The organism is Serratia sp. CY38905 (genome assembly GCF_052168875.1).
In the GTDB taxonomy this organism is placed as follows: domain Bacteria; phylum Pseudomonadota; class Gammaproteobacteria; order Enterobacterales; family Enterobacteriaceae; genus Serratia; species Serratia sarumanii.
Genome location: NZ_JBJNLV010000013.1, coordinates 59,911 through 82,760 on the forward strand (window position 1 = coordinate 59,911; position 22,850 = coordinate 82,760).

Genomic DNA, 22,850 nt, shown 5'->3' on the forward strand with positions numbered 1-22,850 from the left:
CTATCCTCCGAACATCGTTCACCACACCACGAAAACTCCATGTTTGCTAAGCTCTTGCGTTCTGTCGTTATCGGTCTCATCGTTGCCGGCCTGCTGTTGGCCGCTCTGCCCGTGCTGCGCTCTTCCAACGGCCTGTTTGCAGAGAAAACCGAGAATACCAGCGACGAAACGCCGGTGAGCTACAACAAAGCGGTGCGCCGCGCCGCGCCCGCCGTGGTGAACATCTACAACCGCAACCTGAACGGCGCCGCCAACGTGCTGTCGCTCGGTTCCGGCGTGATCATGAACGAACGCGGCTATATCATCACCAATCGCCACGTGATCAAAGACGCTCAGCAGATCACCGTGGTGTTGCAGGATGGCCGCCGCTACGAAGCGCTGCTGGTCGGCTCCGACGGCCTGACCGATTTGGCGGTGCTGAAGATCGATCCCGGCAACCTGCCGGTGATCCCGACCAACAAAAATCGCGTTGCCCACGTCGGCGACGTGGTGCTGGCAATCGGCAACCCGTACAACCTGGGGCAGACCGTGACTCAGGGCATCCTCAGCGCCACCGGGCGCATCAGTATGAGCACCACCGGCCGGCAGACATTCCTGCAGACCGATGCCTCAATCAACCGCGGCAACTCCGGCGGCGCGCTGGTCAACTCGCTGGGCGAGCTGATCGGCATCAATACCCTGACCTATGACAAAATCACCGACGGCGAAACGCCGGAAGGCCTCGGCTTCGCCATTCCGATCGAACTGGCTACCAAAATCATGGACAAGCTGATCCGCGACGGCCGCGTGATCCGCGGCTATTTCGGCATTCAGGGTAAGGAGATCATTCCGCTGCGTTCCTCCAATTCCGGCATCGATCGCCTGCAGGGCATCATCGTGACCGAAATCACGCCGAACGGCCCGGCGAGCAGCGCCGGTTTCCAGATCAACGACATCATCATCAACGTGGATAACAAACCGGCGGTGTCCGTGCTGGAGACCATGGATCAGGTGGCGGAGATCAGGCCGGGCACCGAGATACCGGTTATCGTGCTGCGCGACGGCAAACGCATTACGTTGAAAATGACGGTGGGCGAATTCCCGGAAGACAATAATTAAAAAAGGGCCGGCATTGATAGCCGGCCCTTTGATTTTCATCCTGCCGACGCAGCCGCGCCGGCGCTAATGACTTACTCGCCTTTCACGCGCTCGATGTTAGCACCCAGCGCGCGCAGCTTGTCTTCAATACGCTCATAGCCGCGATCGATGTGGTAGATGCGATCGACGACGGTCACGCCGTCGGCGATGCAGCCGGCGATCACCAGGCTGGCGGAAGCGCGCAGATCGGTCGCCATCACCTGAGCGCCGGACAGCTGTTCAACGCCGTGGCAGATCACGGTGTTGCTCTCGATTTCCGCGTGCGCACCCATGCGGATCAGTTCCGGCACGTGCATGAAGCGGTTTTCGAAGATGGTCTCGGTGATGACGCCGGTGCCTTCCGCCACCAGGTTCAGCAGGCTGAACTGGGCCTGCATGTCGGTCGGGAAGCCCGGGTGCGGCGCGGTGCGCACGGTGACCGCTTTCGGGCGTTTGCCGTGCATGTCCAGGCTGATCCAGTCCTCGCCCACTTCGATATCGGCACCGGCTTCGCGCAGCTTGGCCAGCACCGCATCCAGCGTGTCCGGACGGGTGTTGCGGCACATCACTTTGCCGCCGGAAACCGCGGCGGCGATCAGGAAGGTGCCGGTTTCGATGCGGTCAGGCAGCACGCGGTACACGCCGCCGCCCAGACGCTCGACGCCCTCGATGGTGATCTTGTCGCTGCCGGCGCCGCTGATCTTCGCGCCCAGCGTATTGAGGAAGTTGGCGGTATCGACAATTTCCGGCTCACGCGCGGCGTTCTCGATAACGGTGGTGCCGGTCGCCAGGGTCGCGGCGCTCATGATGGTCACGGTCGCGCCCACGCTCACCTTGTCCATGACTATGTGCGCGCCCTTCAGGCGGCCCTCGACGGACGCTTTGACGTAGCCTTCTTCCAGCTTGATCTCGGCACCCAGCTGCTCGAGGCCGGTGATGTGCAGATCGACCGGACGCGCGCCGATCGCACAGCCGCCCGGCAGGGAAACCTGACCGCGGCCGAAACGCGCCACCAGCGGCCCCAGCGCCCAGATGGAAGCGCGCATGGTTTTCACCAGATCGTAAGGGGCGCAGAACTCGTTCACGCCGCTGGCGTCCACGAAGACCGAACCGTTGCGCTCAATCTTGGTACCCAACTGGTTGAGTAGTTTAATGGTGGTGTCGATGTCCTTCAGCTTGGGGACATTCTGCAGCTCGACCGGCTCTTCCGCCAACAGGGCGGCGAACAGGATCGGCAGGGCGGCGTTTTTGGCCCCGGAAATAGACACTTCACCGCTCAGGCGGGTCCGACCCTGCACACGAAATTTATCCATCTGACTACTCTCTGTTATCTAATCTGAAGCTGCCCGCCCGGCAGGGCAAACAGCCTTAAAATCCGTTGAGTTTGCGGTCTCGCTGCCACTCTTCAGGGGTGTACGCCTTGATAGACAAGGCATGAATGCGGTTGTCCGCAATGTATTCCATCAGCGGTGCGTAAACCGTCTGCTGTTTTTTGACGCGGCTCATGCCGGCGAACAGTTCGCCGACCACGATCGCCTGGAAATGGCTGCCGTCGCCCGTCACATGTACTTCATCCAGTGCCAATGCCTGCATCAGCACGTCTTTAATCTCGTTGGTTTCCATAGTATCCAGTTCTGCCGCTAAAGGATCATAAACAGCCTAGTATCTTAGTGGAATACGATGTTTTCTTAAACTAAAGAAAAAGCCCCTGCATAACAGGGGCTTTGTATCGTTTTACCACGCAAGGGCGGCGTAAAACGCCGCTAACCGGCGGTATCGACAGGCATTATCGCCTGCAGGTTGTAGAGCGCAATCAGCGTTTTCAGGCGCTCGGTGGCGCCGAAAATTTTCAGCGCGACGCCGCGCTCGCGCTGCTCTTCCTGCAGATGCAGCAACAGAGCCAGCCCGGCGGAGTCTACGCGCTGCAGTTGCGCCACGTCGATCGCGGTTTTATCCGCCATCAGCGCGTCGCGCTGCCGCCACAGCGGCTGCAGCGTTTCCCGGTCCAGTTCACCGCGCAGGATCAGCGTCTGCTGCTCTGATTCGAAGCTGAGCGCTGCCGACATCAGTTTTTCTTGTCCAGCGTGATAGGCTGCGCGGCGGCGGCCTGCAGCTGTTTGGTCAGGCCGTCGATGCCCTGAGTACGCAGCGTGGACGCCCACTCGTTCTGCTTGGTGGTGATCATGCTGACGCCTTCGGCGATCATGTCATAGGCCTGCCAATAGCCGGTTTTGCTGTTCTTGCGCCATTGGAAATCCAGACGCACCGGCGGGCGGCCGCCGTTGTCGATGATGGTGACGCGAATGGCCACGATGTCGGCATTGCCCAGCGGCTGTTCAGGCGCGATCTGGTAAGTCTGGCCGTGATACATCGCCAGCGCCTGGCCGTAAGCCTGCTCCAGGTAAGCCTGGAAGGCGGTGAAGTAAGCTTCGCGCTGCGCAGGCGTCGCCTCTTTGTAGTAGCGCCCCAGCACCAGCGCGCCGGCGTATTTCACCTGCACGAACGGCATCAGTTCCTGATGCACGATGGAGCGCAGGTAGTTCGGGTCCTGCTTGATCTTCGGCTGTTCATTCTTCAAACGGCTGAAGGTCTTCTGCGCCGCTTCTTGCATCATGCTGTAAGGATTGGTTTGGTCGGCTGCGCTCGCCAGCGGTGCAACCACCAGCAGAGCCACCATCAGTAAACGTTTAAACATGCAGGTATCCTCTCTTAATGATTTGGAACAGCGGGTTGCGGTGCGGCGCCGGCAGCCGGCTCAGCGGCCGCGTCTCCCGGTTTGGCGCTGTCCTGACCGCCGCTTTTATACAGGAACTGGCCGATCAGGTCTTCCAGAACCATGGCTGATTTGGTGTCCTGAATGGTGCCGCCGTCTTTCAGGATGGCGGTGCCCATATCAGGATCTTCGAAGCCCACGTTAAGCGCCAGATATTGCTCGCCCAGCAGGCCGGAGGTGCGGATCGCCAGCGAGCTGGTATCCGGGATTTGGTCGTACTTTTTCTGGATATCCAGCGCCACGCGCGGCGTGTAGGTTTTCGAATCGAGTTCGATGTCCGCCACGCGGCCGATCACCACGCCGCCAATCTTCACCGGCGAACGCGGTTTCAGGCCGCCGATGTTGTCGAACGTCGCGTAAATGCGGTAGGTCGGCTCGCTGCCGATCGATTTAAGGTTCGCCACCTGCAGGCAGATAAACACGATGGCACACAGCGCGATCAGCATAAATGCCCCAACCCAGATTTCACTCTTCTTCGTTTGCATCGAATCAATTCCCAAACATCAGTGCTGTCAGCACGAAATCCAATCCCAACACCGCCAGTGACGAATGCACCACGGTACGCGTCGTCGCCCGGCTAATCCCTTCAGAGGTAGGCACGGCGTCGTACCCGTTGAAAATGGCAATCCAGGTTACGGTAATGGCGAATACCACGCTTTTGATCAGGCAGTTGAGCAGATCTTTTTTCCACTCTACGGCGCCCTGCATCGCCGACCAGAAGAAGCCGCTGTCGATGCCCTTCCAGTCCACGCCGACCACCGAGCCGCCCCAGATGCCGATCGCCACGAAAATGATGGTCAACAGCGGCATGCTGATCAGCCCCGCCCAGAAGCGCGGCGCCACGATGCGCCGCAGCGGATCGACCGCCATCATCTCCAGGCTGGAGATCTGCTCCGTCGCCTTCATCAGGCCGATTTCCGCCGTGAGCGCGGAACCGGCGCGGCCGGCGAACAGCAGCGCCGTCACCACCGGCCCCAGCTCGCGCAGCAGCGACAGCGCCACCATCATGCCGAGGCTGGCCTCGGCGCTGTAGGTGGTGAGCACGATATAGCCCTGCAGGCCCAGCACCATGCCGATGAACAGCCCGGAGACCATGATGATCAGCAGCGACTGCACGCCGACGCTGTAGAGCTGTTTCAACAACAGCGGCCACTGCTTGCCGGGTTCCGGCCGGCCAATCAACGCGTTGAACAGCATCAACCCGGCGCGGCCGAAGCTGGCGCTGGTGTTGATGCCACTGCGCCCCAACGACGCTAACGCTCTTAATAACATGAGCTTATTTACTCCCTAAGCCTAGCAGTTCGGTCTGATAATCCCCGGCCGGATAGCGGAACGGCACCGGCCCATCCGCTATACCATCCAGAAACTGGCGCACGCGCGCATCAGGATTGTTCTGCAATTGCTGCGTGGTGCCTTCGGCGATCACCCGGTGATCGGCCACGATATAGGCGTAGTCGGCGATGCTCAGCACCTCCGGCACGTCGTGCGACACCACGATGCAGGTAATGCCCAGCGCATGGTTCAGCTCATCGATCAGCTTGACCAGCACCCCCATGGTGATCGGATCCTGGCCGACGAAAGGTTCGTCGAACATGATCATCTCAGGGTCCAGCGCGATCGCGCGCGCCAACGCCGCCCGGCGCGCCATGCCGCCGGAAAGCTCATTGGGCATCAGCTGGGCCGCGCCGCGCAGCCCCACCGCTTCCAGCTTCATCAGCACCGTGCTGCGCAGCAGGGGTTCAGGCAGGTTGCTGTGCTCGCGCAGCGGGTAGGCCACGTTTTCGAACACGGTCAAATCGGTGAACAGTGCGCCCGACTGGAACAGCATGCTCATCTTTTTGCGCGCGTCATATAACTGACGGCGGGACAACGCGGGAATGTTGTCGCCGTCGAACCAAATCTCCCCGCTGTCCGGCGCCAGCTGGCCGCCTATCAGGCGCAGCAGCGTGGTTTTGCCGATGCCCGATGGCCCCATGATCGCCGTGACCTTACCGCGAGGCACCGTCAGGTTGATGTCTTCAAATATCCGTCGGTCGCCGCGCGAGAAGCTCATGTCGCGCACTTCGACCAAATTATCTGCCTTTTGGAGCATGTTAATGGACCCTTTACGACTCATCTTTTGCTGAATCTACCCGTGATGTTAAAGCAATGGGCGCAATCCGTCTCATCTTTACAAAAACTTACTGCCATTTCGCAACCAATGGTGCCATTGGTTTTACTTTTCCGCGCCACCCGGTCAAAATTGGCGCCATAACGAAAAAAAACGAAACTGTTCAACTATTAGCCGGGAAAAACCGTTGCTGCGGCTCACGCGCGCGCAACGGAGGGCAAGCAATACCGCCGCATTGACGGCTTTAACCAACGAACCGGGATAATACCCGACAAAGGACCCTGCATGTTTCTCGCGATAGCATTATTAATCGTTGGTTTATTTCTACTGGTGTATGGTGCAGACCGCTTAGTTTATGGTGCTGCCGTGATTTCCCGCTCGCTCGGCGTCCCGCCGTTGATCATCGGCATGACCATCGTCGGCATCGGCACTTCGCTGCCGGAGCTGATCGTGTCCACCACCGCCGCGCTGAACGGGCAGATAGATATGGCCGTTGGCAACGTATTAGGTTCCAACATCACCAACATCTTATTGATCCTGGGTGTGGCGGCGCTGATTCACCCGCTGGCCGCGCGTTCCGAGATACTGCGGCGCGAACTGCCGTTGATGTTAGCGGTCACAGTATTGTGCGGTTTCGTGTTGATGGACGGCACCCTGAGCAGGCTGGACGGCGTGCTGCTGCTGGCCGCCGCCGCCGGCTTCATCCTGCTGATGCTGAAAATCGCCCGGCTGGCGCAGCGCGAGGGCAGCGACAGCCTGACCATGGAGCAGATCGCCGAGCTGCCGCAGGACAGCAGCAACACCGTGGCGGTGCTGTGGCTGGTGCTGGCGTTTATCATTCTGCCGCTCTCTTCCAGAATGGTGGTCGATAACGCGACGGTGATTGCGCACTATTTCGGCCTGAGCGAACTGGTGGTCGGCTTGACCATTATTGCCATCGGCACCAGCCTGCCCGAATTGGCTACCTCCATCGCCGGGGCGCTGAAGGGCGAGGATGATATGGCGATTGGAAATATCATCGGCTCCAATATTTTCAACACGGTGATCGTGCTGGGCGTCCCCGCCCTGCTGTCGCCGGGCAGCGTAGACGCCGCCGCCTTCCAGCGCGATTACTGGGTGATGCTGGCGGCCAGCGTGCTGCTGAGCGTACTGTGCATCGGCCGCAAGCATCGCATCGGTCACCTGGCGGGCGCTCTGTTATTATGTGGCTTTATTGCGTATCTTGCGGTGCTGTTCTTTAACCCTTTCAGTACTTTCGGCTAAACCGACGGGAATGAGTATGTCGAACATTGAGTTGCAACCGGGCTTCGATTTTCAGCAGGCCGGCAAAGAAGTGCTTCAGATAGAGCGTGAAGGGCTGGCTCAGCTCGACAGCTACATCAACGCAGACTTCACCCGCGCCTGCGAAACGATCGCCGCCTGCGGCGGCAAAGTGGTGGTGATGGGCATGGGCAAATCCGGCCATATCGGCTGCAAGATCGCCGCGACCTTCGCCAGCACCGGCACCCCCTCATTCTTCGTTCACCCGGCGGAGGCCAGCCATGGCGATTTGGGCATGGTCACCCCACAGGACATCGTGCTCGCCATCTCCAACTCCGGCGAGTCCAGCGAGATCCTGGCGCTGATCCCGGTATTGAAACGCCAGCAGATCACCCTCATCTGTATGACCAACAATCCGGAAAGCTCGATGGGCAAGGCGGCGGATATCCACCTGTGCATCAAGGTGCCGCAGGAAGCCTGCCCGCTGGGGCTGGCGCCGACCACCAGCACCACCGCCACGCTGGTGATGGGCGATGCGCTGGCCGTCGCGCTGCTGAAGGCGCGCGGTTTCACGCCGGAAGATTTCGCGCTGTCGCATCCGGGCGGCGCACTCGGCCGCAAACTGCTGCTGCGGGTTAGCGATATCATGCACAGCGGCGACGAAATGCCCCACGTCAGCGCCGACGCCTCGTTGCGCGACGCGCTGCTGGAAATTACCCGCAAAAATCTGGGCCTGACGGTTGTCTGCGACGATTTGATGAAAATCGCCGGCATCTTCACCGACGGCGACCTGCGCCGGGTATTCGACATGGGCATCAACCTGCACGAGGCGAAGATCGCCGATGTCATGACGCCGGGCGGCGTACGGGTGCGCCCCAACATCCTGGCGGTCGATGCATTGAACCTGATGCAACAACGCCACATCACCGCGCTGCTGGTTGCCGATGGCGACCAGTTGCTGGGTGTGGTACATATGCATGACATGCTGCGCGCCGGCGTCGTTTAATTAAGGAATAGAACGGAATGGGTATGGTAGAAACCTGCTACGGGCCGGTAGAACAAGAGGTTATGGCGCGTGCCGGGAACATCCGCCTGTTGATTTGCGACGTTGACGGCGTGCTGTCGGACGGCCTGATCTTCATGGGCAACAACGGTGAAGAATTGAAAGCGTTCAACGTGCGCGACGGCTACGGCATCCGCTGCTTGAAAACCTCGGACATCGAGGTGGCGATCATCACCGGTCGCTCCGCCAAGCTGCTGGAAGACCGCGCGCAGACGCTCGATATCACCCATCTGTATCAGGGGCAGTCCGATAAGCTTTTGGCCTTCCGCGAACTGTTGGATAAACTGTCGTTAACGGCGGATCAGGTCGCCTATATCGGCGATGACCTGATCGACTGGCCGGTGATGGCGCAGGTCGGCCTGGCGGTCGCGGTGGCGGACGCCCACCCGCTGCTGACGCCGCGCGCCCACTACGTCACCCGCATTGCCGGCGGCCGCGGCGCGGTGCGCGAACTGTGCGACATCATTCTTTTGGCTCAAAATAAGCTGGAGGACGCCAAAGGGCTGTCGATATGAGTAAAACCAAACTGTGGATCACCATCCTGTTGACGGTGATCGTTCTGGCGCTGATCGGCTGGAACATGACGGATTTCAGCGACGACACGGCCCCTGGCCCGGTCAACGATCAGGATCCGACCTACCAGAGCCAGCACACGGTCACCGTGGTGTACAACCCGGCCGGCAAGCTGAATTACAAACTGGTGGCGGAAGACGCGAAGTATTACACCGCCGGCGAGCTGAGCTGGTTCACCCAGCCGGTAATGACGCTGTTCGATGAGAATGCGGTGGCCACCTGGTCAGTTCGCGCCGATCGCGCCAAACTGACGAAAGACCGGATGCTGTATCTGTATGGTCACGTCGAGGTAAACAGCCTGACCACCACCTCGCAGCTGGAAAAAATTAAGACGGACAACGCTCAGGTAAACCTGGTCACCCAGGACGTCACCTCCGATGACGAAGTCACGATTTACGGGACCAATTTTACCTCTAACGGCATGAAAATGCGTGGGAACCTGCGGACCAAAACCGCTGAGCTGATTGATAAGGTTAAGACCAACTATGAAATTCAGAACCAAAAACCAACTCCGTAACCTGTTGCTCGGCAGCTTAGTTTTGGCCGCCAGCGCCCCCGCTCTGGCGCTGAAATCCGACTCCAGCCAGCCGGTCAGCATCGACTCGCTCAAGCAGTCGTTGGACATGCAGAGCAACGTCAGCACCTTCACCGACAACGTGGTGATCAAGCAAGGCACCATCGATATTCGCGCCGACAAGGTGGTGGTCACCCGCCCGGGCGGAGATCAGAATAAGACCTATATTGAAGCGTTCGGCAACCCGGTAACCTTCTACCAGATGCAGGACAGCGGCAAGCCGGTCAAAGGCCACGCGCAGAAAGTGCGTTACGACGTGGCGACCCAGCTGGTGACCCTGACGGGCAACGCCTATCTGGAGCAGCTCGACAGCAACGTGAAAGGCGATCGCATCACCTATCTGGTGCAACAGCAGCAAATGCAGGCGTTTAGCGACAAAGGCAAACGCGTGACAACGGTTCTGGTACCGTCGCAGTTGCAAGACAAAAACGAGCAGAAAAAGAGTAACTAATCACTTATGGCAACACTCATCGCAGAAAACCTGGCGAAAGCCTACAAGGGCCGTAAAGTTGTCGAAGACGTCAGCCTGAAAGTGAAATCCGGCGAGATCGTCGGCCTGCTCGGGCCGAACGGCGCCGGTAAAACCACCACCTTCTACATGGTGGTCGGCATCGTGCCACGCGACGCCGGGCGCATCGTGATCGACGAAGAAGACATCAGTCTGCTGCCGCTGCACGCCCGCGCGCGCCGCGGCATCGGTTACCTGCCGCAGGAAGCGTCGATCTTCCGCCGCCTGAGCGTGTACGACAACCTGATGGCGGTGCTGGAGATTCGCCCCGACCTCACCAGCGAACAGCGTGAAGACCGCGCCAAGGAGCTGATGGAAGAGTTCCATATCTCCCATCTGCGCGACAGCCTTGGCCAGGCGCTGTCCGGCGGTGAGCGTCGCCGCGTCGAAATCGCCCGCGCGCTGGCGGCCAACCCGAAATTCATACTGCTGGACGAACCCTTCGCCGGGGTGGATCCGATTTCCGTTATCGATATCAAGAAAATCATCGAGCACCTGCGTGACAGCGGCCTGGGCGTGCTGATCACCGACCACAACGTGCGCGAGACGCTGGACGTGTGTGAACGCGCCTACATCGTCAGCCAGGGCAAACTGATTGCCCACGGCACGCCGGATGCTATTCTGGCCGACGAGCAGGTTAAACGCGTTTATCTGGGCGAAGAGTTCCGCCTCTAAGCGCCGGCGCGCCCTGTGGGGCGACACCGTTAACGGAAGTAGACAGAAAACTATGAAGCAAGGTTTGCAACTCAGGCTCAGCCAACAGCTGGCCATGACTCCTCAGCTCCAGCAGGCGATCCGCCTGCTGCAGTTGTCCACGCTTGAGCTTCAGCAAGAGATCCAGCTGGCGCTGGAGAGCAATCCGCTGCTTGAACAGACCGATCTGCACGACGAAATCGACGCCAAAGAAACCCAGGAGACCGAGGGGCTCGATACCCGCGAGGCGCTGGAACAGAAAGACATGCCGGAAGAGCTGCCGCTGGACGCCACCTGGGATGAGATCTACACCGCCGGCACGCCGTCCGGCACCGGCACCGACTACAGCGACGACGAACTGCCGGTCTATCAGGGCGAGACCACCCAAACGCTGCAGGATTACCTGATGTGGCAGGTGGATCTGACGCCGTTCTCCGATACCGACGCCGCCATCGCCACCTCCATCGTCGACGCGGTGGACGACACCGGCTATCTCACCGTGCCGCTGGAAGACATTCTGGAAAGCCTGGGCGACGAGAACGTGACCCTCGAGGAAGTCGAGGCGGTATTGAAGCGCGTGCAGCGTTTCGATCCGATCGGCGTCGCCGCGCGCGATCTGCGCGATTGCCTGCTGGTGCAGCTCTCCCAATACGCCAAAGACACCCCTTACCTGGCCGAAGCGCGGCTGATCATCAGCGAGCATCTGGATCTGTTGGCCAACCACGACTTTCGCAGCCTGATGCGATCAACCCGGCTAAAAGAAGATACACTGAAAGAAGCGATGCTGCTGATTCAGTCGCTCGATCCGCGCCCGGGGCAGTCGATCAATACCGGCGAGTCGGAATACGTGATCCCGGACGTGCTGGTGCGCAAGACGCAGAACAAATGGACGGTCGAGCTCAACGGCGACAGCGTGCCGCGTTTGAAGATCAATCAGCAGTACGCCGCGCTGGGCAACAGCGCCCGCAGCGAAGCCGACGGCCAGTTTATCCGCAGCAACCTGCAGGAAGCCAAGTGGCTGATTAAAAGCCTGGAGAGCCGCAACGAGACGCTGCTGAAGGTCACCCGCTGCATCGTCAGCCAACAGCAGGCGTTCTTCGAGCAAGGCGAAGAGTTTATGAAACCCATGGTGCTGGCGGATATCGCCCAGGCCGTGGAGATGCATGAATCGACGATCTCGCGCGTCACCACGCAGAAGTTTCTGCACAGCCCGCGCGGCATTTTTGAATTGAAGTATTTCTTCTCCAGCCACGTGAATACCGACAGCGGCGGCGAAGCCTCCTCGACGGCGATCCGCGCGTTGGTGAAGAAATTGATTGCGGCGGAAAACCCCGCCAAGCCACTCAGCGACAGCAAGCTGGCCACCCTGCTCGCCGATCAGGGGATCATCGTGGCGCGGCGCACCGTCGCCAAGTACCGAGAGTCTTTGTCCATCCCGCCGTCGAACCAGCGTAAACAGTTGGTTTGACCTCTATTGAGAAGGAAGACACTATGCAGCTCAACATTACCGGACACCACATCGAAATCACCGATCCGTTGCGCGAGTTCGTGAACAACAAGTTCGCCAAACTCGAACAGTATTTTGATCGCATCAATCAGGTGTATGTTGTATTAAGTGTGGAAAAAGTGCAGCAAATTGCGGAAGCAACGGTGCACGTGAATGGAGGCGAGTTGCACGCCACCTCGGAAGACGAGAATATGTATGCCGCAATTGATACGCTGATCGACAAATTGGCACGTCAATTGAACAAACATAAAGACAAATTGAAGCAACACTGACACCCTAACCCACTCCATGAGGCGGCATCCGTCGCCGCCTCGCCCTTCGGCGCGTGACCCGCATGGGTGACGCGCCGAACGGTAATCAGGGTTAAAACCGACGAAAAACCGCCTTGCCGGGTGCGCCCGGCGGCGCGGTTTTAAGTGAAGATGAGATGAACAACGAATATATGCAATTAAGCTCGGTGTTAAACATCGAGTGCACCAAAAGCTCGGTACACTGCACCAGCAAGAAGCGGGCTTTGGAAATTATCAGCGAACTGGCCGCCAAACAGCTCAATCTGCCTTCGCAGGTGGTGTTTGACGCGGTTCTCACCCGGGAGCGCATGGGCAGCACCGGTATCGGCAACGGTATCGCCATTCCCCACGGCAAACTGGAAGAGGACACACTGCGGGCCGTTGGCGTGTTTATCCGTCTCGACCAACCCATCGCTTTCGACGCTATCGACAACCAGCCGGTCGACCTGCTGTTCGCGCTGCTGGTGCCTGCCGATCAGTGCAAAACCCATTTGCATACCCTGTCGCTGGTCGCCAAACGCCTGGCCGACAAAACCGTATGCCGCCGCCTGCGCGCCGCGCAAAGCGACGAAGAACTTTACCAAATCATCACCGAGTAATGCCCGGCCGGCGTGACTTCCAGCCCGGATAACGTTACTGTTTCACGATGATGGATCCGGCCTCGGCCGGAATAACAAAGTTTCCACCGGTGGCGATGAACGCCGCCGCGATGCCAGGGGAGTTGCCACATGGTGCTGATGATTGTCAGCGGCCGTTCCGGTTCCGGAAAATCCGTCGCCTTGCGGGCGCTGGAAGACATGGGTTTTTACTGCGTTGACAACCTGCCGGTGGTGCTGCTGCCGCAGCTCGCCAATACGCTGGCGGAACGCAATATCTCCGCGGCGGTCAGCATCGACGTGCGCAACATGCCGGAATCGCCGGAAGTGTTCGAATACGCGATGACTCAGCTGCCGGACAGCTTCTCGCCGCAGCTGCTGTTCCTCGACGCCGATCGCAACACGCTGATCCGCCGTTACAGCGACACCCGCCGCCTGCACCCGCTCTCCAGCAAAAACCTGTCGCTGGAAAGCGCCATCGACGAAGAGAGCGATCTGCTCGAACCGCTGCGCTCGCGGGCTGACCTGATTATCGACACCTCGGAAATGTCGGTGCACGAGCTGGCTGAAATGCTGCGCACCCGCTTGCTGGGCAAGCGTGAGCGCGAGCTGACCATGGTGTTCGAATCCTTCGGCTTCAAGCACGGCATCCCGATCGACGCCGACTACGTGTTCGACGTGCGCTTCCTGCCGAACCCGCACTGGGATCCGAAGCTGCGGCCGATGACCGGTCTGGATAAGCCGGTCGCGTCGTTCCTCGATCGCCATACCGAAGTGCACAACTTCATCTACCAGACCCGCAGCTACCTGGAGCAATGGCTGCCGATGCTGGAAACCAACAACCGCAGCTACCTGACGGTCGCCATCGGCTGTACCGGCGGCAAGCACCGCTCGGTGTACGTGGCAGAACAGCTGGCCGATTACTTCCGCTCGCGCGGCAAGAACGTGCAGTCGCGCCACCGCACGCTGGAAAAGCGCAAACAATGACGGTCAAACAGACGGTTGAAATCAAAAACAAGCTGGGCATGCACGCGCGCCCGGCGATGAAACTGTTCGAGCTGGTGCAAAGCTTCGACGCCGAAGTGATGCTGCGCAACGAAAGCGGCACCGAAGCCGAGGCCAGCAGCGTCATCGCGCTGCTGATGCTGGACTCCGCCCAGGGCCGGCATATCGAAGTCGAAGCGACCGGCCCCGACGAAGTCAACGCGCTGGAGGCGGTCGTCGAGCTGTTCAACTCCGGGTTTGATGAAGATTAGCCGCTGAGGGCGCACCTTTGCGCCCAATCCCCCATATCCTCTCCCACTCAGCTCCGGCTCAGGCAGTCCAGCGCCACCGCTTTAAAGCTGTCGAAGCTGTCGCTGCTCAGCAGGCGGCTCATTGAGCGTTCACGCACGAAGGTGACGAACAGCTCGTAGATCGCCATCGCCTCTTCATAGTCGCTCTTGCTGATCGCCAGCAGGAAAATCACGTGCGCGACCTCGCCTTCTCCCCAGGCGACGCCCTGCGGCGCCAGCAGCGTCACCACCACGGTTTTTTTGGCCAGCAGCCCCAGCGAGTGCGGCAGCGCGATGCCCTCGCCCAGCAAGGTGGAGACGATCGCCTCGCGTTCGACCACCGACGGATAAAAGTCCGCGCCGACGTACCCTTCCCGCTCCAGCTGGCCGCACACTCGGCTGAACAGTTCCGCCTGCGTCAGCGGCTCGTTGAGCACCATGAAATGCTCGGCGTCGAAAAACTTCTCCAGCATGTACGGTCGGGTGCGATCCACCAGCACCAGCTTGCCCAGCTGCTCCAGCTGGTAATCGGTTGGGAACGGCGACATCACCACCACCGGCTTGTTCTTTTCGCCGATGCGGGCGTTGGAAATCACGAAGTCTTCGTCGATATGCGCAAGCATCTCGTAATCGCGCAGCGAGACGATGCGCGTCATCACCAGCTGCGGATACTTACGCGCAATCTGCGCCTGGATCATGCGCACCGTCGAGTTGCCGGTATCGCACACCAGCATCACCTGCGGGTGGCGTTCATAACCGATGTTGTAATGCCGCTCCAGCCCCACGCCGATGTGCAGCACCAGATAGCCTATCTCATTCTCGCTCAGGGTATAGGGGGTGTATTTGCCCCAGCTGGAGACCGCCGCCAGCGTCACGTCGTAAGCCATCGGATAGTGCTGTTTGATGTTGGCCAACAGCGGATTGGGGATATTGATCTGGTATTTCACCCGCGTAATCATGGTTTTGATATGGGTGAGCAGATCGGCCCGCAGCTGCTCGTCGCCCTGCAGGTTGTAGTTATAGTGTGCGTTGATGTAGGACAGAATGTAGTCCACCAGCGCTTCTTCATCGTCGGCGTTGATCTCGGTCGGCTGCACGTCCTGCACGCGCCGCGCGGCGATATTGACCCGCAGATAGGCCTCTTCGGCCATCGAGATCTCTTTGCCGGAGGCCGAACGCAGTTCCGCCGCCAGGCGGGTCGATACCTGGCGCACCGCATCGTCGCCGTCTTCCACCTCGAAGTCCGGCAGCGGATAGCCGTCGTTGATGCGCCGCAGCGCCACCGCGCAGTAGAAGATCAGGTACTGCTCACCCTCGTCGGTCAGGCGAATGGCGTATTGCGACAACAGCGGGTGCAGCAATCCGGCAAACGCCGCTACCTGCGGCTGCAGCAGGATCTCGTTGTTGAGCAGCGGGTTCTCGGCGTCGGCCAGCTGCAGTTGGAACAGCAGATCGGTCAGGCAGGCGCGGATCGCCATCTCCGTGCCGAACAGCTTCATGCCGTAACGCGGCTTGGTTTCAATCGTCAATTGATAGTGCGCCAGACGCTCTCTCACCTCAGCCATGTCGTTTTGCAACGTACCGCGGCTGACGAACCACTCGTCGGCCAGATCTTCCAGTTTAAGGGAGAAGGCTGAGGTCAAAAAACGCACCAGCAGATAATGCACACGCTCCTGCGCGCTGCGCGGGGTGGCATGCTTGCGGCGCTCCTGATGCTGCAGGGCGCTGAACAGCGCGGCGTTATCGACCTGCAGACGATAGCCGGCACCGCGGTTATGCACGAAACGCGCGCCGTATTTGTCCAGAATCTCGTTCAGCGCGGTGATGTCCGCCCGCACCGTGCGGGTGGACACGGCGAAACGCTTCGCCAGCTCATCCTGCGGCAAAGTCTCGGTTTGCAAAGCATCGAACAAGTAAGCCAAACGCGGGTAAGGAAATCGCACCATTCTGTGTCCGTCAATCAGGCGACCCGCCCGGCGAACCGGGTGGGCCACGGGTTACTTCGGCGGCGGCAGGAACACCATTTGCGAGGGGCTGCCGATCGGTAGATAACCGCCCACAAAGCTGAGTTTGCCGTCCGTCGGGTTTACGCTGAAGCGGGTAACGTTATCGCTGCGCTGGTTCAGCGCATACAGATAGCGGCCATCCGGGCTCAGCGCCAGCGAACGCGGATAATCGCCGCGCGTCCAGGTTTCCGCCACCGGTTTCAACTCACCGCCGGCGCCCACGCTGAACTGGGCAATGCTGTTATGCAGCCGGTTGGCGACGTACAGCGTGTCGCCGTTCTTGCTGAGCGCCAGCCCCGAAGCGAAGCTGGTGCCCTGATAGTCGGCGGGCAGCGCGGAAACCGCATACAGTTGTTTCAGAGTACCTTTTTGGCGATCAAAACGGTAGCTGGTCAACGTCGAGGCCTCTTCGTTCACCAGCAGCACGGTTTCGCCGTCCGGATGGAACACAAAGTGACGCGGACCCGCGCCGGCGGAAGAGGCGGCGATCCACGGCGGATCGTTCGGCGTCAGCCGGCCGCTCACGGCGTCAAAGCGCCATTGGTAGATGCGATCCAACCCCAGATCGGTGGAGAACACGAACTTGCCGCTCGGATCGCTGGCGATCATATGGACATGTGGGCCATTGTGATCGCTGATGGCGAAGCTGCCGTTCACCGCCGCCACCGGTTTGGCCGCGCCCGCCGGGCCCTGCTGTTGCTGCACCGAGCTGGCGGCGCCCAGGCTGCCGTCCGCTTCGATCGGGAAAGCCGCCACGCTGCCGCTGACATAGTTCGCCACCAGCAGATGGCGCCCGTCCGGCGTCGATGAGAGATACACCGGCCCCGCTCCCTGCGAATCCACCTGGTTGAGCTGCGTCAGGCCGCCGTCGGCCGGATTGACCCGGTAAGCGGTGATGCCGCCGTGCTTGCCGCCGTTGAAATCGGCCACTTCGCTGGCGACATCTGGCGACATACAGCGTCTTGCCATCGGCGCCCAGCGTCAGCTGCGCCGGATTCGGCACTTTGCTGACCAGCGTAGTGTGGCTCAGCGCGCCGCTGGCCGGATCGACCTGCACCCGGTAAACGCCTTCGCCGTTGGGATTGTAGGTGCCGATATAGGCGAAATGAGATGACGTGGAATTCATTGCATCCTCAGCATGCAGCGCCGGGCCGGTCACGGCCAGCAGCGCCAGGAACAACGCGGTGCGTCGGGTTGGAGCCTGCCAGTTTCGCATAGTTATCCTCAGACCTGAGTATAGGTAACGGCGCGGCATGCCGCGCCAGGGGAAAGCCTTCGCCTCCCAGCCTTTACCTCATCCCATTGCGCGTTCAGCCCACCAGCTTTTTGGTCATCGCCAGCAGGGTTTTCACGTCCTGCGGGCGCGTGTCGCCGCTGGCGGCGTCGATGATCGAACTGTAGATATGCGGGATCACGCGTTTCACGCCGGCCGCCAGCGCGATCTCGACGATCGGCTCGTAGTTCTCCAGATCGATGCCGCCGGTCGGCTCCAGCATAAAGTCATGCTCGGCGCAGGCCTTGGCTACGTACTGATATTCGTCCTTGCACTTCAGGCCGCCCATCGGGAAATACTTGATGGAGCTGCCGCCCATGTCTTTCAGCAGGGCGATGGCGGTTTCCACCGGCACGATGCCGTCCGGCGCCGCGGCGCTCAATGGGCCGGTAGAGATCTTCACCCAACCGACGCGGCCGGTCGGCGATACCAGGCCGTTGACCACGCTGTCGTTCTGGCCCAGCAGCGCGCGGCTGGCGCCAACGCCGGTAAACACCTGGTTGACGTGCTGCGGCTGCACCTGCTGAGCGATCAGGCTGACCATCGCCGACTGCTTCGGATCGCCGGCGCCCAGGCCGACCGAGAGCGCGTTGTCGATCAGGCGCGCATAGCGCAGCATGTCGGTCACCGCGCTGTCGACGTCCGGGTAGTTCTTGGAGAGCACGCCCACCAGCACATGGCCTTCCGCCGCGGCGTAGATGTCCTGCGCATTGGCTTTGGAGCCGGCCAGCACGTTCAGGCAGACGCGGTCACGATAGTAGTTAGGCTGCAGCTTCATGCTTGTTTCTCCGTAAACAGGTTTTTGATACAGGTAAAGACGGTCATCAGCTGTTGCTCATCGACGCTGCGCACGTCGACCTCAATCTTGCCCTCGTTGGCCTTGTAGCCGCGGAAGTAGATGGCGATGTCGCCGGTTTTCAGCGCCTGGACGATGTCATAGGTCGACCGCCCCAGCACCGCTTCGTCGAAGGCGATCTCGGCGCGGGCGATATCGCGGCCGGCGCTGTCCCAGACGGTTCTGGCGCTGACGCCGGTCAGGGTGTTGAGGCTGTCGAGGAACGGCGTCATCCGCGCCACCATCTGTTGCCCGGTGGTTTTCTCAAGCGTCAGATAGCTTTCGATCGCCTGCGTCAGGCCGAGGATGCCCTCTTTGCCGACCTTCATCGCCCGGCCGATGCCGCCGGACTGCAGCTTCACCCACTCGACGTACTGTTTCTTGCCGATAACCAGGCCGCTGGTCGGCCCCTCGATGGCTTTGGCGCCGCTGTAGATCACCAGATCGGCTCCCATCTGGTAGTAACACATCAGATCTTCTTCCGCCGCGGCGTCGACGATCAGCGGCAGGTTATGCTTGCGCGCCACCACCGCCGCCTGTTCGACGGACAGAATGCTTTTCTGCACGCAGTGGTGCGATTTGACGTACAGGATCGCCGCCGTCTGCGGCGTGATGCAGGCTTCAATCTGCTCCGGCGAACATTCGTTGGCGTAGCCCGCTTCCACCACCTTGCCGCCGCCCAGCGCCACCATGGTGTCCACCGGCGCGCCGAAGTTGACGTTGTGGCCGCGCGGCAACACGATCTCACGCGGCACGGCGATCGGCGCCGAGTGCAGGTTCACCAGCAGATTGGCGTTATCTTTGACGATCACCGCCGCCACCGACTGGGCGATGCCCGCCGAGGCGCAGGAAACGATCACCGCGTCCTCCACGTTGAGCAGATCGGCGATGTAGGCGCCGGTCTTGTTGACCAGATCCTTGATTTCGAAATAGTGATTCAGGCCGTAGTCAACGGCGTCGATCACATCCTGGCGCGGCGTGGAAACGCCGAGAATGGTCATGCGGCCGGAGGTGTTGATCACCTGCTTCAAACCGTATTTTTCATAAATCGAAGACATGGCTTGCCTCCCCTTGTTCGGTTAATAGGATTTCCCCGGCCACCACCGCGGCCAGCGGCACCAACAGCTGTTCGCCCTCGGCGGTTTGCCCTTCGGCGTCAGCGAACACCTGCGGTTCGCGGCGCAGTTCAAACAGCGTGAAATCGGCGTCATAGCCCGGCTCCAGCCGCCCTTTGCCGCTGAGCTGCAGCGCCGACGCGGCGTTCTCCGTCACGCAGGCGATCACCTGCGGCAGCGTCAGGCCGACGCTGAAAAATTTGGACATCACCGTCGCCAGGCTGTGCACCGGCCCGTTTATGCGGTTGCGGCAGTAAATATCGGAGCTGATGGTGTGCGGCAAAATGCCCAGCTTGATCGCCTGGCGCGCCACCTCGAAGCTGAAGCTGGCGGTGCCGTGCCCCACGTCGAGCAACACGCCGCGCCGCAGCGCGCGCTGGATCGACTCGCGCAGCGTGCCCGCCGGCGTCAGAATGCGGTTCGGTTTGCCGTTGTAGCAGTGGGTGATGATGTCGCCACGGGTCAGCAGATCGGCGATCTCGTCCAGATCCGGCGGGTTGTTGCCGATATGCACCATCAGCGGCAGTTGGCGGTTTTCCCGCTGGATCTCTTTGGCCAACACCAGCGGCCGGGTGCCGTTCTTGCCCACCACGCTGCTGCTCATGCGCGCCTTGATGCCGATGATGAAGCCGGGATGATTGGCGATGGCCTGGCCGGCCTCGCGCTTGTCGATGTCCGTCAACTCCGCCAGCTCGTTCTGCCGCAGCAGGCCGATGCGCGAGATGTTGAGGAAGGCGAACACGTTGGTTTTGGCGCTGCGCGTCAGCTGATAAAAGGCGTCGATATCGTCGGCGCCGGTGCTGCCGGCATCGACTACGCTGGTGACGCCGCTGGCGACGCCGACCCGATCCGGCTCGTCATGGTAAATCGGCGAGTCGGGATAGCAGTGCACGTGCGCATCGATCCAACCGGCGCTCAGGCGGCAGTTGCCCGCCAGATCCAGTTGGCGAACGGCGCTGACGTCCGCCGCCAGCCGCCCGACCGAGGCGATTTTGCCGTCTTTCACCGCCAGATCGATCAGCGTGTCGTCCGCCAGTCTGGCGCCTCTGATTACTAAGTCATACATACCGCATTGCTCCTGTTAGCCCGGGCGCCGCCGCATCGGGCGGCGCCTGGCGCAGGCCTCTCAAGAAATGGCTACCGGGAAGATCGCCCCCAGGATCATCGCGCCGAGGATCGCTCCGCCGGTGATCGGTTTACCCCAGATATAAAACAGCAGCGCGCCGAGCAGCGAACCGATGCCGATCGGGATCGAGGCGGTCATCGCCGACAGGATGATCAACGGCCCGAGGAAACGGCCCGACGAGTTGCCCGCGCCCATCATCACGTCCGCCCCGTAGGTGGAGTTGCTCTGATTGATGGTGAATTTGCGCGCCAGAATGATCACGTAACCGATCGCCAGGCCAATGACCATGCCGGTCACCAGCGAAGCGGCGAAGTTGGCGACCGGGAACACGATGCCGGCCCCCAGCAGCAGTGCCGGCACGCCCAGCCCGACGCCGGTCTGGATCGCGCCGCCGATGTCCAGGATGCCCACTAGTGAGCCTTCGATGATGCGCGCGAACAGGAAGCTGGCGCCGAACGCCGCCACCGCGCCGTATACGCCGGTATCCATCCCCGCCCGCAGCATGGAAACGAACGCCACTTCGTTAAAGGCGCCGATGCCGTAGAGGTAATACATGTGCGTCCCGGCGAACACGCCGGAGGACAACAGGCCAACAAAAATCGGGAATGACCAGTCGGCGTACCAGAAGCCTTTTTGGGTTTGCTCTTCCATCATCCCGCTCCTTATTTACCGCTCAGGGTGTTGTGAATGGCGTCCAGCCAGCCCGGCACGCCGAGGCTGAAGGACTCGAGAACTTTCATGTCGAAGCCGCGGAAGAAGCCGCTCAGCACGAACAGCAGCACGATCACCGCCATCATGATCTTGGTGATCTTGTTCCAGCCGCTCTCTTCCACGCCTTTGCCGATCAGAATGCCCAGCACCAGGCCCGGCACGGCGTTGCCCATGATCAGCTGCGCCAGGCCGCCGAAGATGGTGCCCCAGAAGCCGGAACGGCGCCCGGCGTCGATCGCCGCCAGCCAGAAGATCACCGGCATAACGGTGTTCACCAGCAGGTTGGCCGCCGGCACCAGCACCTTGATCGCGGTGACCTGCAGCGCGGCCGGCACGGCGGAAGCGGTGGTATTGAGGAACGCCACCACCAGCATGCCGATGATGCCGCAGGCAATAGCCATTTTTTTCGGATCGTGCAGCGTTTGCGCCAGATTGCGGTTCTTGACCATCAGGGCCGCCGCGCCCCAGTGCGGGATGATGCGGTGGTCGACGTCCTGCGTGAAGGAACCCGCCGCCACGGAAGACGCCCAGGCGTTGAAGAAGAAGCCCAGACCGAATGAGAAGTGGGAAGCCGGATCGCCCTCGCAGGAATTCAGCTCGCCCAGGGTGCGAAACGCCCCCATGCCCTGTGTTGTCGGCGCGTGGAACATGCGTGCGGCGCCGGCCCCTACGCCGACCCCCACCAGCCCACCGATAATAATCGATTTAAATAAGATGATTAAAAACATCAGTATACCCTTTCATTTATGCTAACGTTTTTATTTCGTGACGAAGACAACCTTCTCGGTATTGATAATGGTTACGCTCACGGTTATTTCCAGAGAAACGGCATAGCTCTTTCTTTCACGCGGCAAAAAGAAGAAAAGAAATTTCTCTTTAGTTATTTTCTCTTCCGCTCTCACGACGCTGACGTCCTGCGGCTCGATACGCAGCAGAATATTGTTGGTGGACTTTAATACCGCACCCTGCACATTAGCCAAGGCGGAAGCAAAAGCTTTCGCTTTGCTGTCGCCTTTACCCTCCACCTTTACCGATGTGGTATATTGCTCTTTCATTATGGATTGCCATGTTTTTTGATGTAGGCTTCCACCAATTTCTGGCCCAACTCTTCTTTATCCATAAAGCCGAAGCCCAGCACGTTGCAGCCTTCGTTAATTGCCGTCACGCCCTCTTCCACCGAACGCATGCCGTATTTGGCTTTGTAGCCGTGTTTGGTTTGCGCGGTAATCGCGCCGGCGCCGCCGCTGCCGCAAAAAGAGATGCCCAGCTGCGCGTTTTCCGCTTTCATGACGTCACCCAGCTTCATATCCGCCGCCACGCCGGGGATAACCACCGCTTTTCCGCCTGCGTTTTCAACGCCCTGGCCGACTTTTTGCCCTTTACCCAAACGATCGCCGATCACTACGGTAATTTGACCCATGGTATATTCTCCTGATTGAAATCGATG

General features: G+C 60.3%; 27 protein-coding genes and 1 pseudogene. 12 read left to right on the forward strand and 16 right to left on the reverse strand.

The features are described 5' to 3' along the window. The first annotated feature begins 39 nt into the window (after positions 1 to 39). Positions 40 to 1,098, forward strand: coding sequence for an outer membrane-stress sensor serine endopeptidase DegS (gene degS, locus ACJ8MK_RS21520; protein WP_033636127.1), 1,059 nt, complete (start codon positions 40 to 42; stop codon positions 1,096 to 1,098). A gap of 71 nt (positions 1,099 to 1,169) precedes the next feature. On the opposite strand, the gene murA is transcribed toward degS, so the two are convergent. The 7 genes from murA to mlaF all read right to left on the reverse strand — a co-directional run bounded on the left by murA (position 1,170) and on the right by mlaF (position 5,981). After that, positions 1,170 to 2,429: a UDP-N-acetylglucosamine 1-carboxyvinyltransferase gene (murA, locus tag ACJ8MK_RS21525; protein ID WP_004937068.1), complete on the reverse strand. Its 1,260-nt coding sequence runs from the start codon at positions 2,427 to 2,429 to the stop codon at positions 1,170 to 1,172. Positions 2,430 to 2,484: 55 nt separating this feature from the next. Continuing rightward, the gene (gene ibaG, locus ACJ8MK_RS21530) at positions 2,485 to 2,739 is read right to left on the reverse strand and encodes a BolA family iron metabolism protein IbaG (protein WP_004937066.1); all 255 of its coding nucleotides are present in this window, start codon (positions 2,737 to 2,739) and stop codon (positions 2,485 to 2,487) included. 140 nt (positions 2,740 to 2,879) lie between these two features. Then, on the reverse strand, positions 2,880 to 3,182 hold the full coding sequence (gene mlaB / locus ACJ8MK_RS21535; RefSeq protein ID WP_016930202.1) for a lipid asymmetry maintenance protein MlaB: 303 nt from the start codon (positions 3,180 to 3,182) through the stop codon (positions 2,880 to 2,882). After that, positions 3,182 to 3,811 carry a phospholipid-binding protein MlaC gene (mlaC, locus tag ACJ8MK_RS21540; protein ID WP_033636128.1) on the reverse strand — a complete coding sequence of 210 codons (630 nt, stop codon included), beginning with the start codon at positions 3,809 to 3,811 and terminating at the stop codon, positions 3,182 to 3,184. Before mlaC ends, mlaB begins: the two co-directional genes overlap by 1 nt. Before the next feature lie 14 nt (positions 3,812 to 3,825). Continuing rightward, complete coding sequence (mlaD, locus tag ACJ8MK_RS21545; RefSeq protein ID WP_033636129.1) at positions 3,826 to 4,374, reverse strand: outer membrane lipid asymmetry maintenance protein MlaD; 549 nt, start codon at positions 4,372 to 4,374, stop codon at positions 3,826 to 3,828. 4 nt (positions 4,375 to 4,378) lie between these two features. Beyond that, on the reverse strand, positions 4,379 to 5,161 hold the full coding sequence (gene mlaE / locus ACJ8MK_RS21550) for a lipid asymmetry maintenance ABC transporter permease subunit MlaE (RefSeq protein WP_004937059.1): 783 nt from the start codon (positions 5,159 to 5,161) through the stop codon (positions 4,379 to 4,381). Between the two features lie 4 nt (positions 5,162 to 5,165). Further along, the gene (gene mlaF / locus ACJ8MK_RS21555; protein WP_028127533.1) at positions 5,166 to 5,981 is read right to left on the reverse strand and encodes a phospholipid ABC transporter ATP-binding protein MlaF; all 816 of its coding nucleotides are present in this window, start codon (positions 5,979 to 5,981) and stop codon (positions 5,166 to 5,168) included. A gap of 303 nt (positions 5,982 to 6,284) precedes the next feature. On the opposite strand from mlaF, the gene ACJ8MK_RS21560 reads away from it, so the two are divergent. The 11 genes from ACJ8MK_RS21560 (at position 6,285) to npr (ending at position 14,319) form a co-directional block, all read left to right on the forward strand. Beyond that, the gene (locus tag ACJ8MK_RS21560; protein ID WP_025160120.1) at positions 6,285 to 7,262 is read left to right on the forward strand and encodes a calcium/sodium antiporter; all 978 of its coding nucleotides are present in this window, start codon (positions 6,285 to 6,287) and stop codon (positions 7,260 to 7,262) included. Positions 7,263 to 7,278: 16 nt separating this feature from the next. Further along, positions 7,279 to 8,265, forward strand: a complete 987-nt coding sequence (gene kdsD, locus ACJ8MK_RS21565; protein WP_025304376.1) for an arabinose-5-phosphate isomerase KdsD — start codon at positions 7,279 to 7,281, stop codon at positions 8,263 to 8,265. 17 nt (positions 8,266 to 8,282) lie between these two features. Beyond that, positions 8,283 to 8,837 (forward strand): 3-deoxy-manno-octulosonate-8-phosphatase KdsC, encoded by a 555-nt coding sequence (kdsC, locus tag ACJ8MK_RS21570; protein WP_166445424.1) that lies wholly within the window; start codon positions 8,283 to 8,285, stop codon positions 8,835 to 8,837. Then, positions 8,834 to 9,412: an LPS export ABC transporter periplasmic protein LptC gene (gene lptC / locus ACJ8MK_RS21575; RefSeq protein WP_033654803.1), complete on the forward strand. Its 579-nt coding sequence runs from the start codon at positions 8,834 to 8,836 to the stop codon at positions 9,410 to 9,412. Before kdsC ends, lptC begins: the two co-directional genes overlap by 4 nt. Continuing rightward, positions 9,381 to 9,920 (forward strand): lipopolysaccharide ABC transporter substrate-binding protein LptA, encoded by a 540-nt coding sequence (lptA, locus tag ACJ8MK_RS21580; RefSeq protein ID WP_004937045.1) that lies wholly within the window; start codon positions 9,381 to 9,383, stop codon positions 9,918 to 9,920. The genes lptC and lptA overlap by 32 nt, the downstream gene beginning before the upstream one ends. A 6-nt stretch (positions 9,921 to 9,926) precedes the next feature. Then, positions 9,927 to 10,652, forward strand: coding sequence for an LPS export ABC transporter ATP-binding protein (gene lptB, locus ACJ8MK_RS21585; protein ID WP_004937040.1), 726 nt, complete (start codon positions 9,927 to 9,929; stop codon positions 10,650 to 10,652). A gap of 52 nt (positions 10,653 to 10,704) precedes the next feature. Then, on the forward strand, positions 10,705 to 12,138 hold the full coding sequence (gene rpoN, locus ACJ8MK_RS21590) for an RNA polymerase factor sigma-54 (RefSeq protein WP_043141961.1): 1,434 nt from the start codon (positions 10,705 to 10,707) through the stop codon (positions 12,136 to 12,138). Between the two features lie 23 nt (positions 12,139 to 12,161). Beyond that, complete coding sequence (gene hpf / locus ACJ8MK_RS21595; RefSeq protein WP_004937038.1) at positions 12,162 to 12,449, forward strand: ribosome hibernation promoting factor; 288 nt, start codon at positions 12,162 to 12,164, stop codon at positions 12,447 to 12,449. A 155-nt stretch (positions 12,450 to 12,604) separates the two neighbouring features. After that, complete coding sequence (ptsN, locus tag ACJ8MK_RS21600; protein ID WP_016930212.1) at positions 12,605 to 13,066, forward strand: PTS IIA-like nitrogen regulatory protein PtsN; 462 nt, start codon at positions 12,605 to 12,607, stop codon at positions 13,064 to 13,066. 129 nt (positions 13,067 to 13,195) lie between these two features. Continuing rightward, on the forward strand, positions 13,196 to 14,050 hold the full coding sequence (gene rapZ / locus ACJ8MK_RS21605; protein WP_015379177.1) for an RNase adapter RapZ: 855 nt from the start codon (positions 13,196 to 13,198) through the stop codon (positions 14,048 to 14,050). Further along, positions 14,047 to 14,319, forward strand: coding sequence for a PTS phosphocarrier protein NPr (npr, locus tag ACJ8MK_RS21610; protein WP_033648996.1), 273 nt, complete (start codon positions 14,047 to 14,049; stop codon positions 14,317 to 14,319). Before rapZ ends, npr begins: the two co-directional genes overlap by 4 nt. 47 nt (positions 14,320 to 14,366) lie before the next feature. Here npr and ACJ8MK_RS21615 read toward each other — a convergent pair whose 3' ends face one another. The 9 genes and pseudogenes from ACJ8MK_RS21615 to ACJ8MK_RS21655 form a co-directional block, all read right to left on the reverse strand. After that, a complete protein-coding gene (locus tag ACJ8MK_RS21615) occupies positions 14,367 to 16,283 on the reverse strand; it encodes a BglG family transcription antiterminator (RefSeq protein ID WP_033648995.1) in 1,917 nt (638 codons plus the stop codon). A 51-nt stretch (positions 16,284 to 16,334) separates the two neighbouring features. Next, positions 16,335 to 17,559: pseudogene (locus tag ACJ8MK_RS21620) on the reverse strand (lactonase family protein). Positions 17,560 to 17,653: 94 nt separating this feature from the next. Then, the gene (dagF, locus tag ACJ8MK_RS21625; RefSeq protein ID WP_004937022.1) at positions 17,654 to 18,394 is read right to left on the reverse strand and encodes a 2-dehydro-3-deoxy-phosphogluconate aldolase; all 741 of its coding nucleotides are present in this window, start codon (positions 18,392 to 18,394) and stop codon (positions 17,654 to 17,656) included. Beyond that, positions 18,391 to 19,509 carry a DgaE family pyridoxal phosphate-dependent ammonia lyase gene (locus ACJ8MK_RS21630; protein ID WP_033636145.1) on the reverse strand — a complete coding sequence of 373 codons (1,119 nt, stop codon included), beginning with the start codon at positions 19,507 to 19,509 and terminating at the stop codon, positions 18,391 to 18,393. Before ACJ8MK_RS21630 ends, dagF begins: the two co-directional genes overlap by 4 nt. Continuing rightward, on the reverse strand, positions 19,493 to 20,632 hold the full coding sequence (locus ACJ8MK_RS21635; protein WP_033648991.1) for an amidohydrolase/deacetylase family metallohydrolase: 1,140 nt from the start codon (positions 20,630 to 20,632) through the stop codon (positions 19,493 to 19,495). Before ACJ8MK_RS21635 ends, ACJ8MK_RS21630 begins: the two co-directional genes overlap by 17 nt. A gap of 60 nt (positions 20,633 to 20,692) precedes the next feature. Next, positions 20,693 to 21,343, reverse strand: coding sequence for a DUF4310 family protein (locus tag ACJ8MK_RS21640; protein WP_442518051.1), 651 nt, complete (start codon positions 21,341 to 21,343; stop codon positions 20,693 to 20,695). A gap of 11 nt (positions 21,344 to 21,354) precedes the next feature. Beyond that, a complete protein-coding gene (locus tag ACJ8MK_RS21645; protein ID WP_004937006.1) occupies positions 21,355 to 22,131 on the reverse strand; it encodes a DUF4311 domain-containing protein in 777 nt (258 codons plus the stop codon). A gap of 30 nt (positions 22,132 to 22,161) precedes the next feature. Next, positions 22,162 to 22,458 carry a DUF4312 family protein gene (locus tag ACJ8MK_RS21650; RefSeq protein WP_041036832.1) on the reverse strand — a complete coding sequence of 99 codons (297 nt, stop codon included), beginning with the start codon at positions 22,456 to 22,458 and terminating at the stop codon, positions 22,162 to 22,164. Continuing rightward, positions 22,458 to 22,823 carry a glycine-rich SFCGS family protein gene (locus ACJ8MK_RS21655; RefSeq protein ID WP_033636151.1) on the reverse strand — a complete coding sequence of 122 codons (366 nt, stop codon included), beginning with the start codon at positions 22,821 to 22,823 and terminating at the stop codon, positions 22,458 to 22,460. The genes ACJ8MK_RS21650 and ACJ8MK_RS21655 overlap by 1 nt, the downstream gene beginning before the upstream one ends. Positions 22,824 to 22,850: the final 27 nt, after the last annotated feature.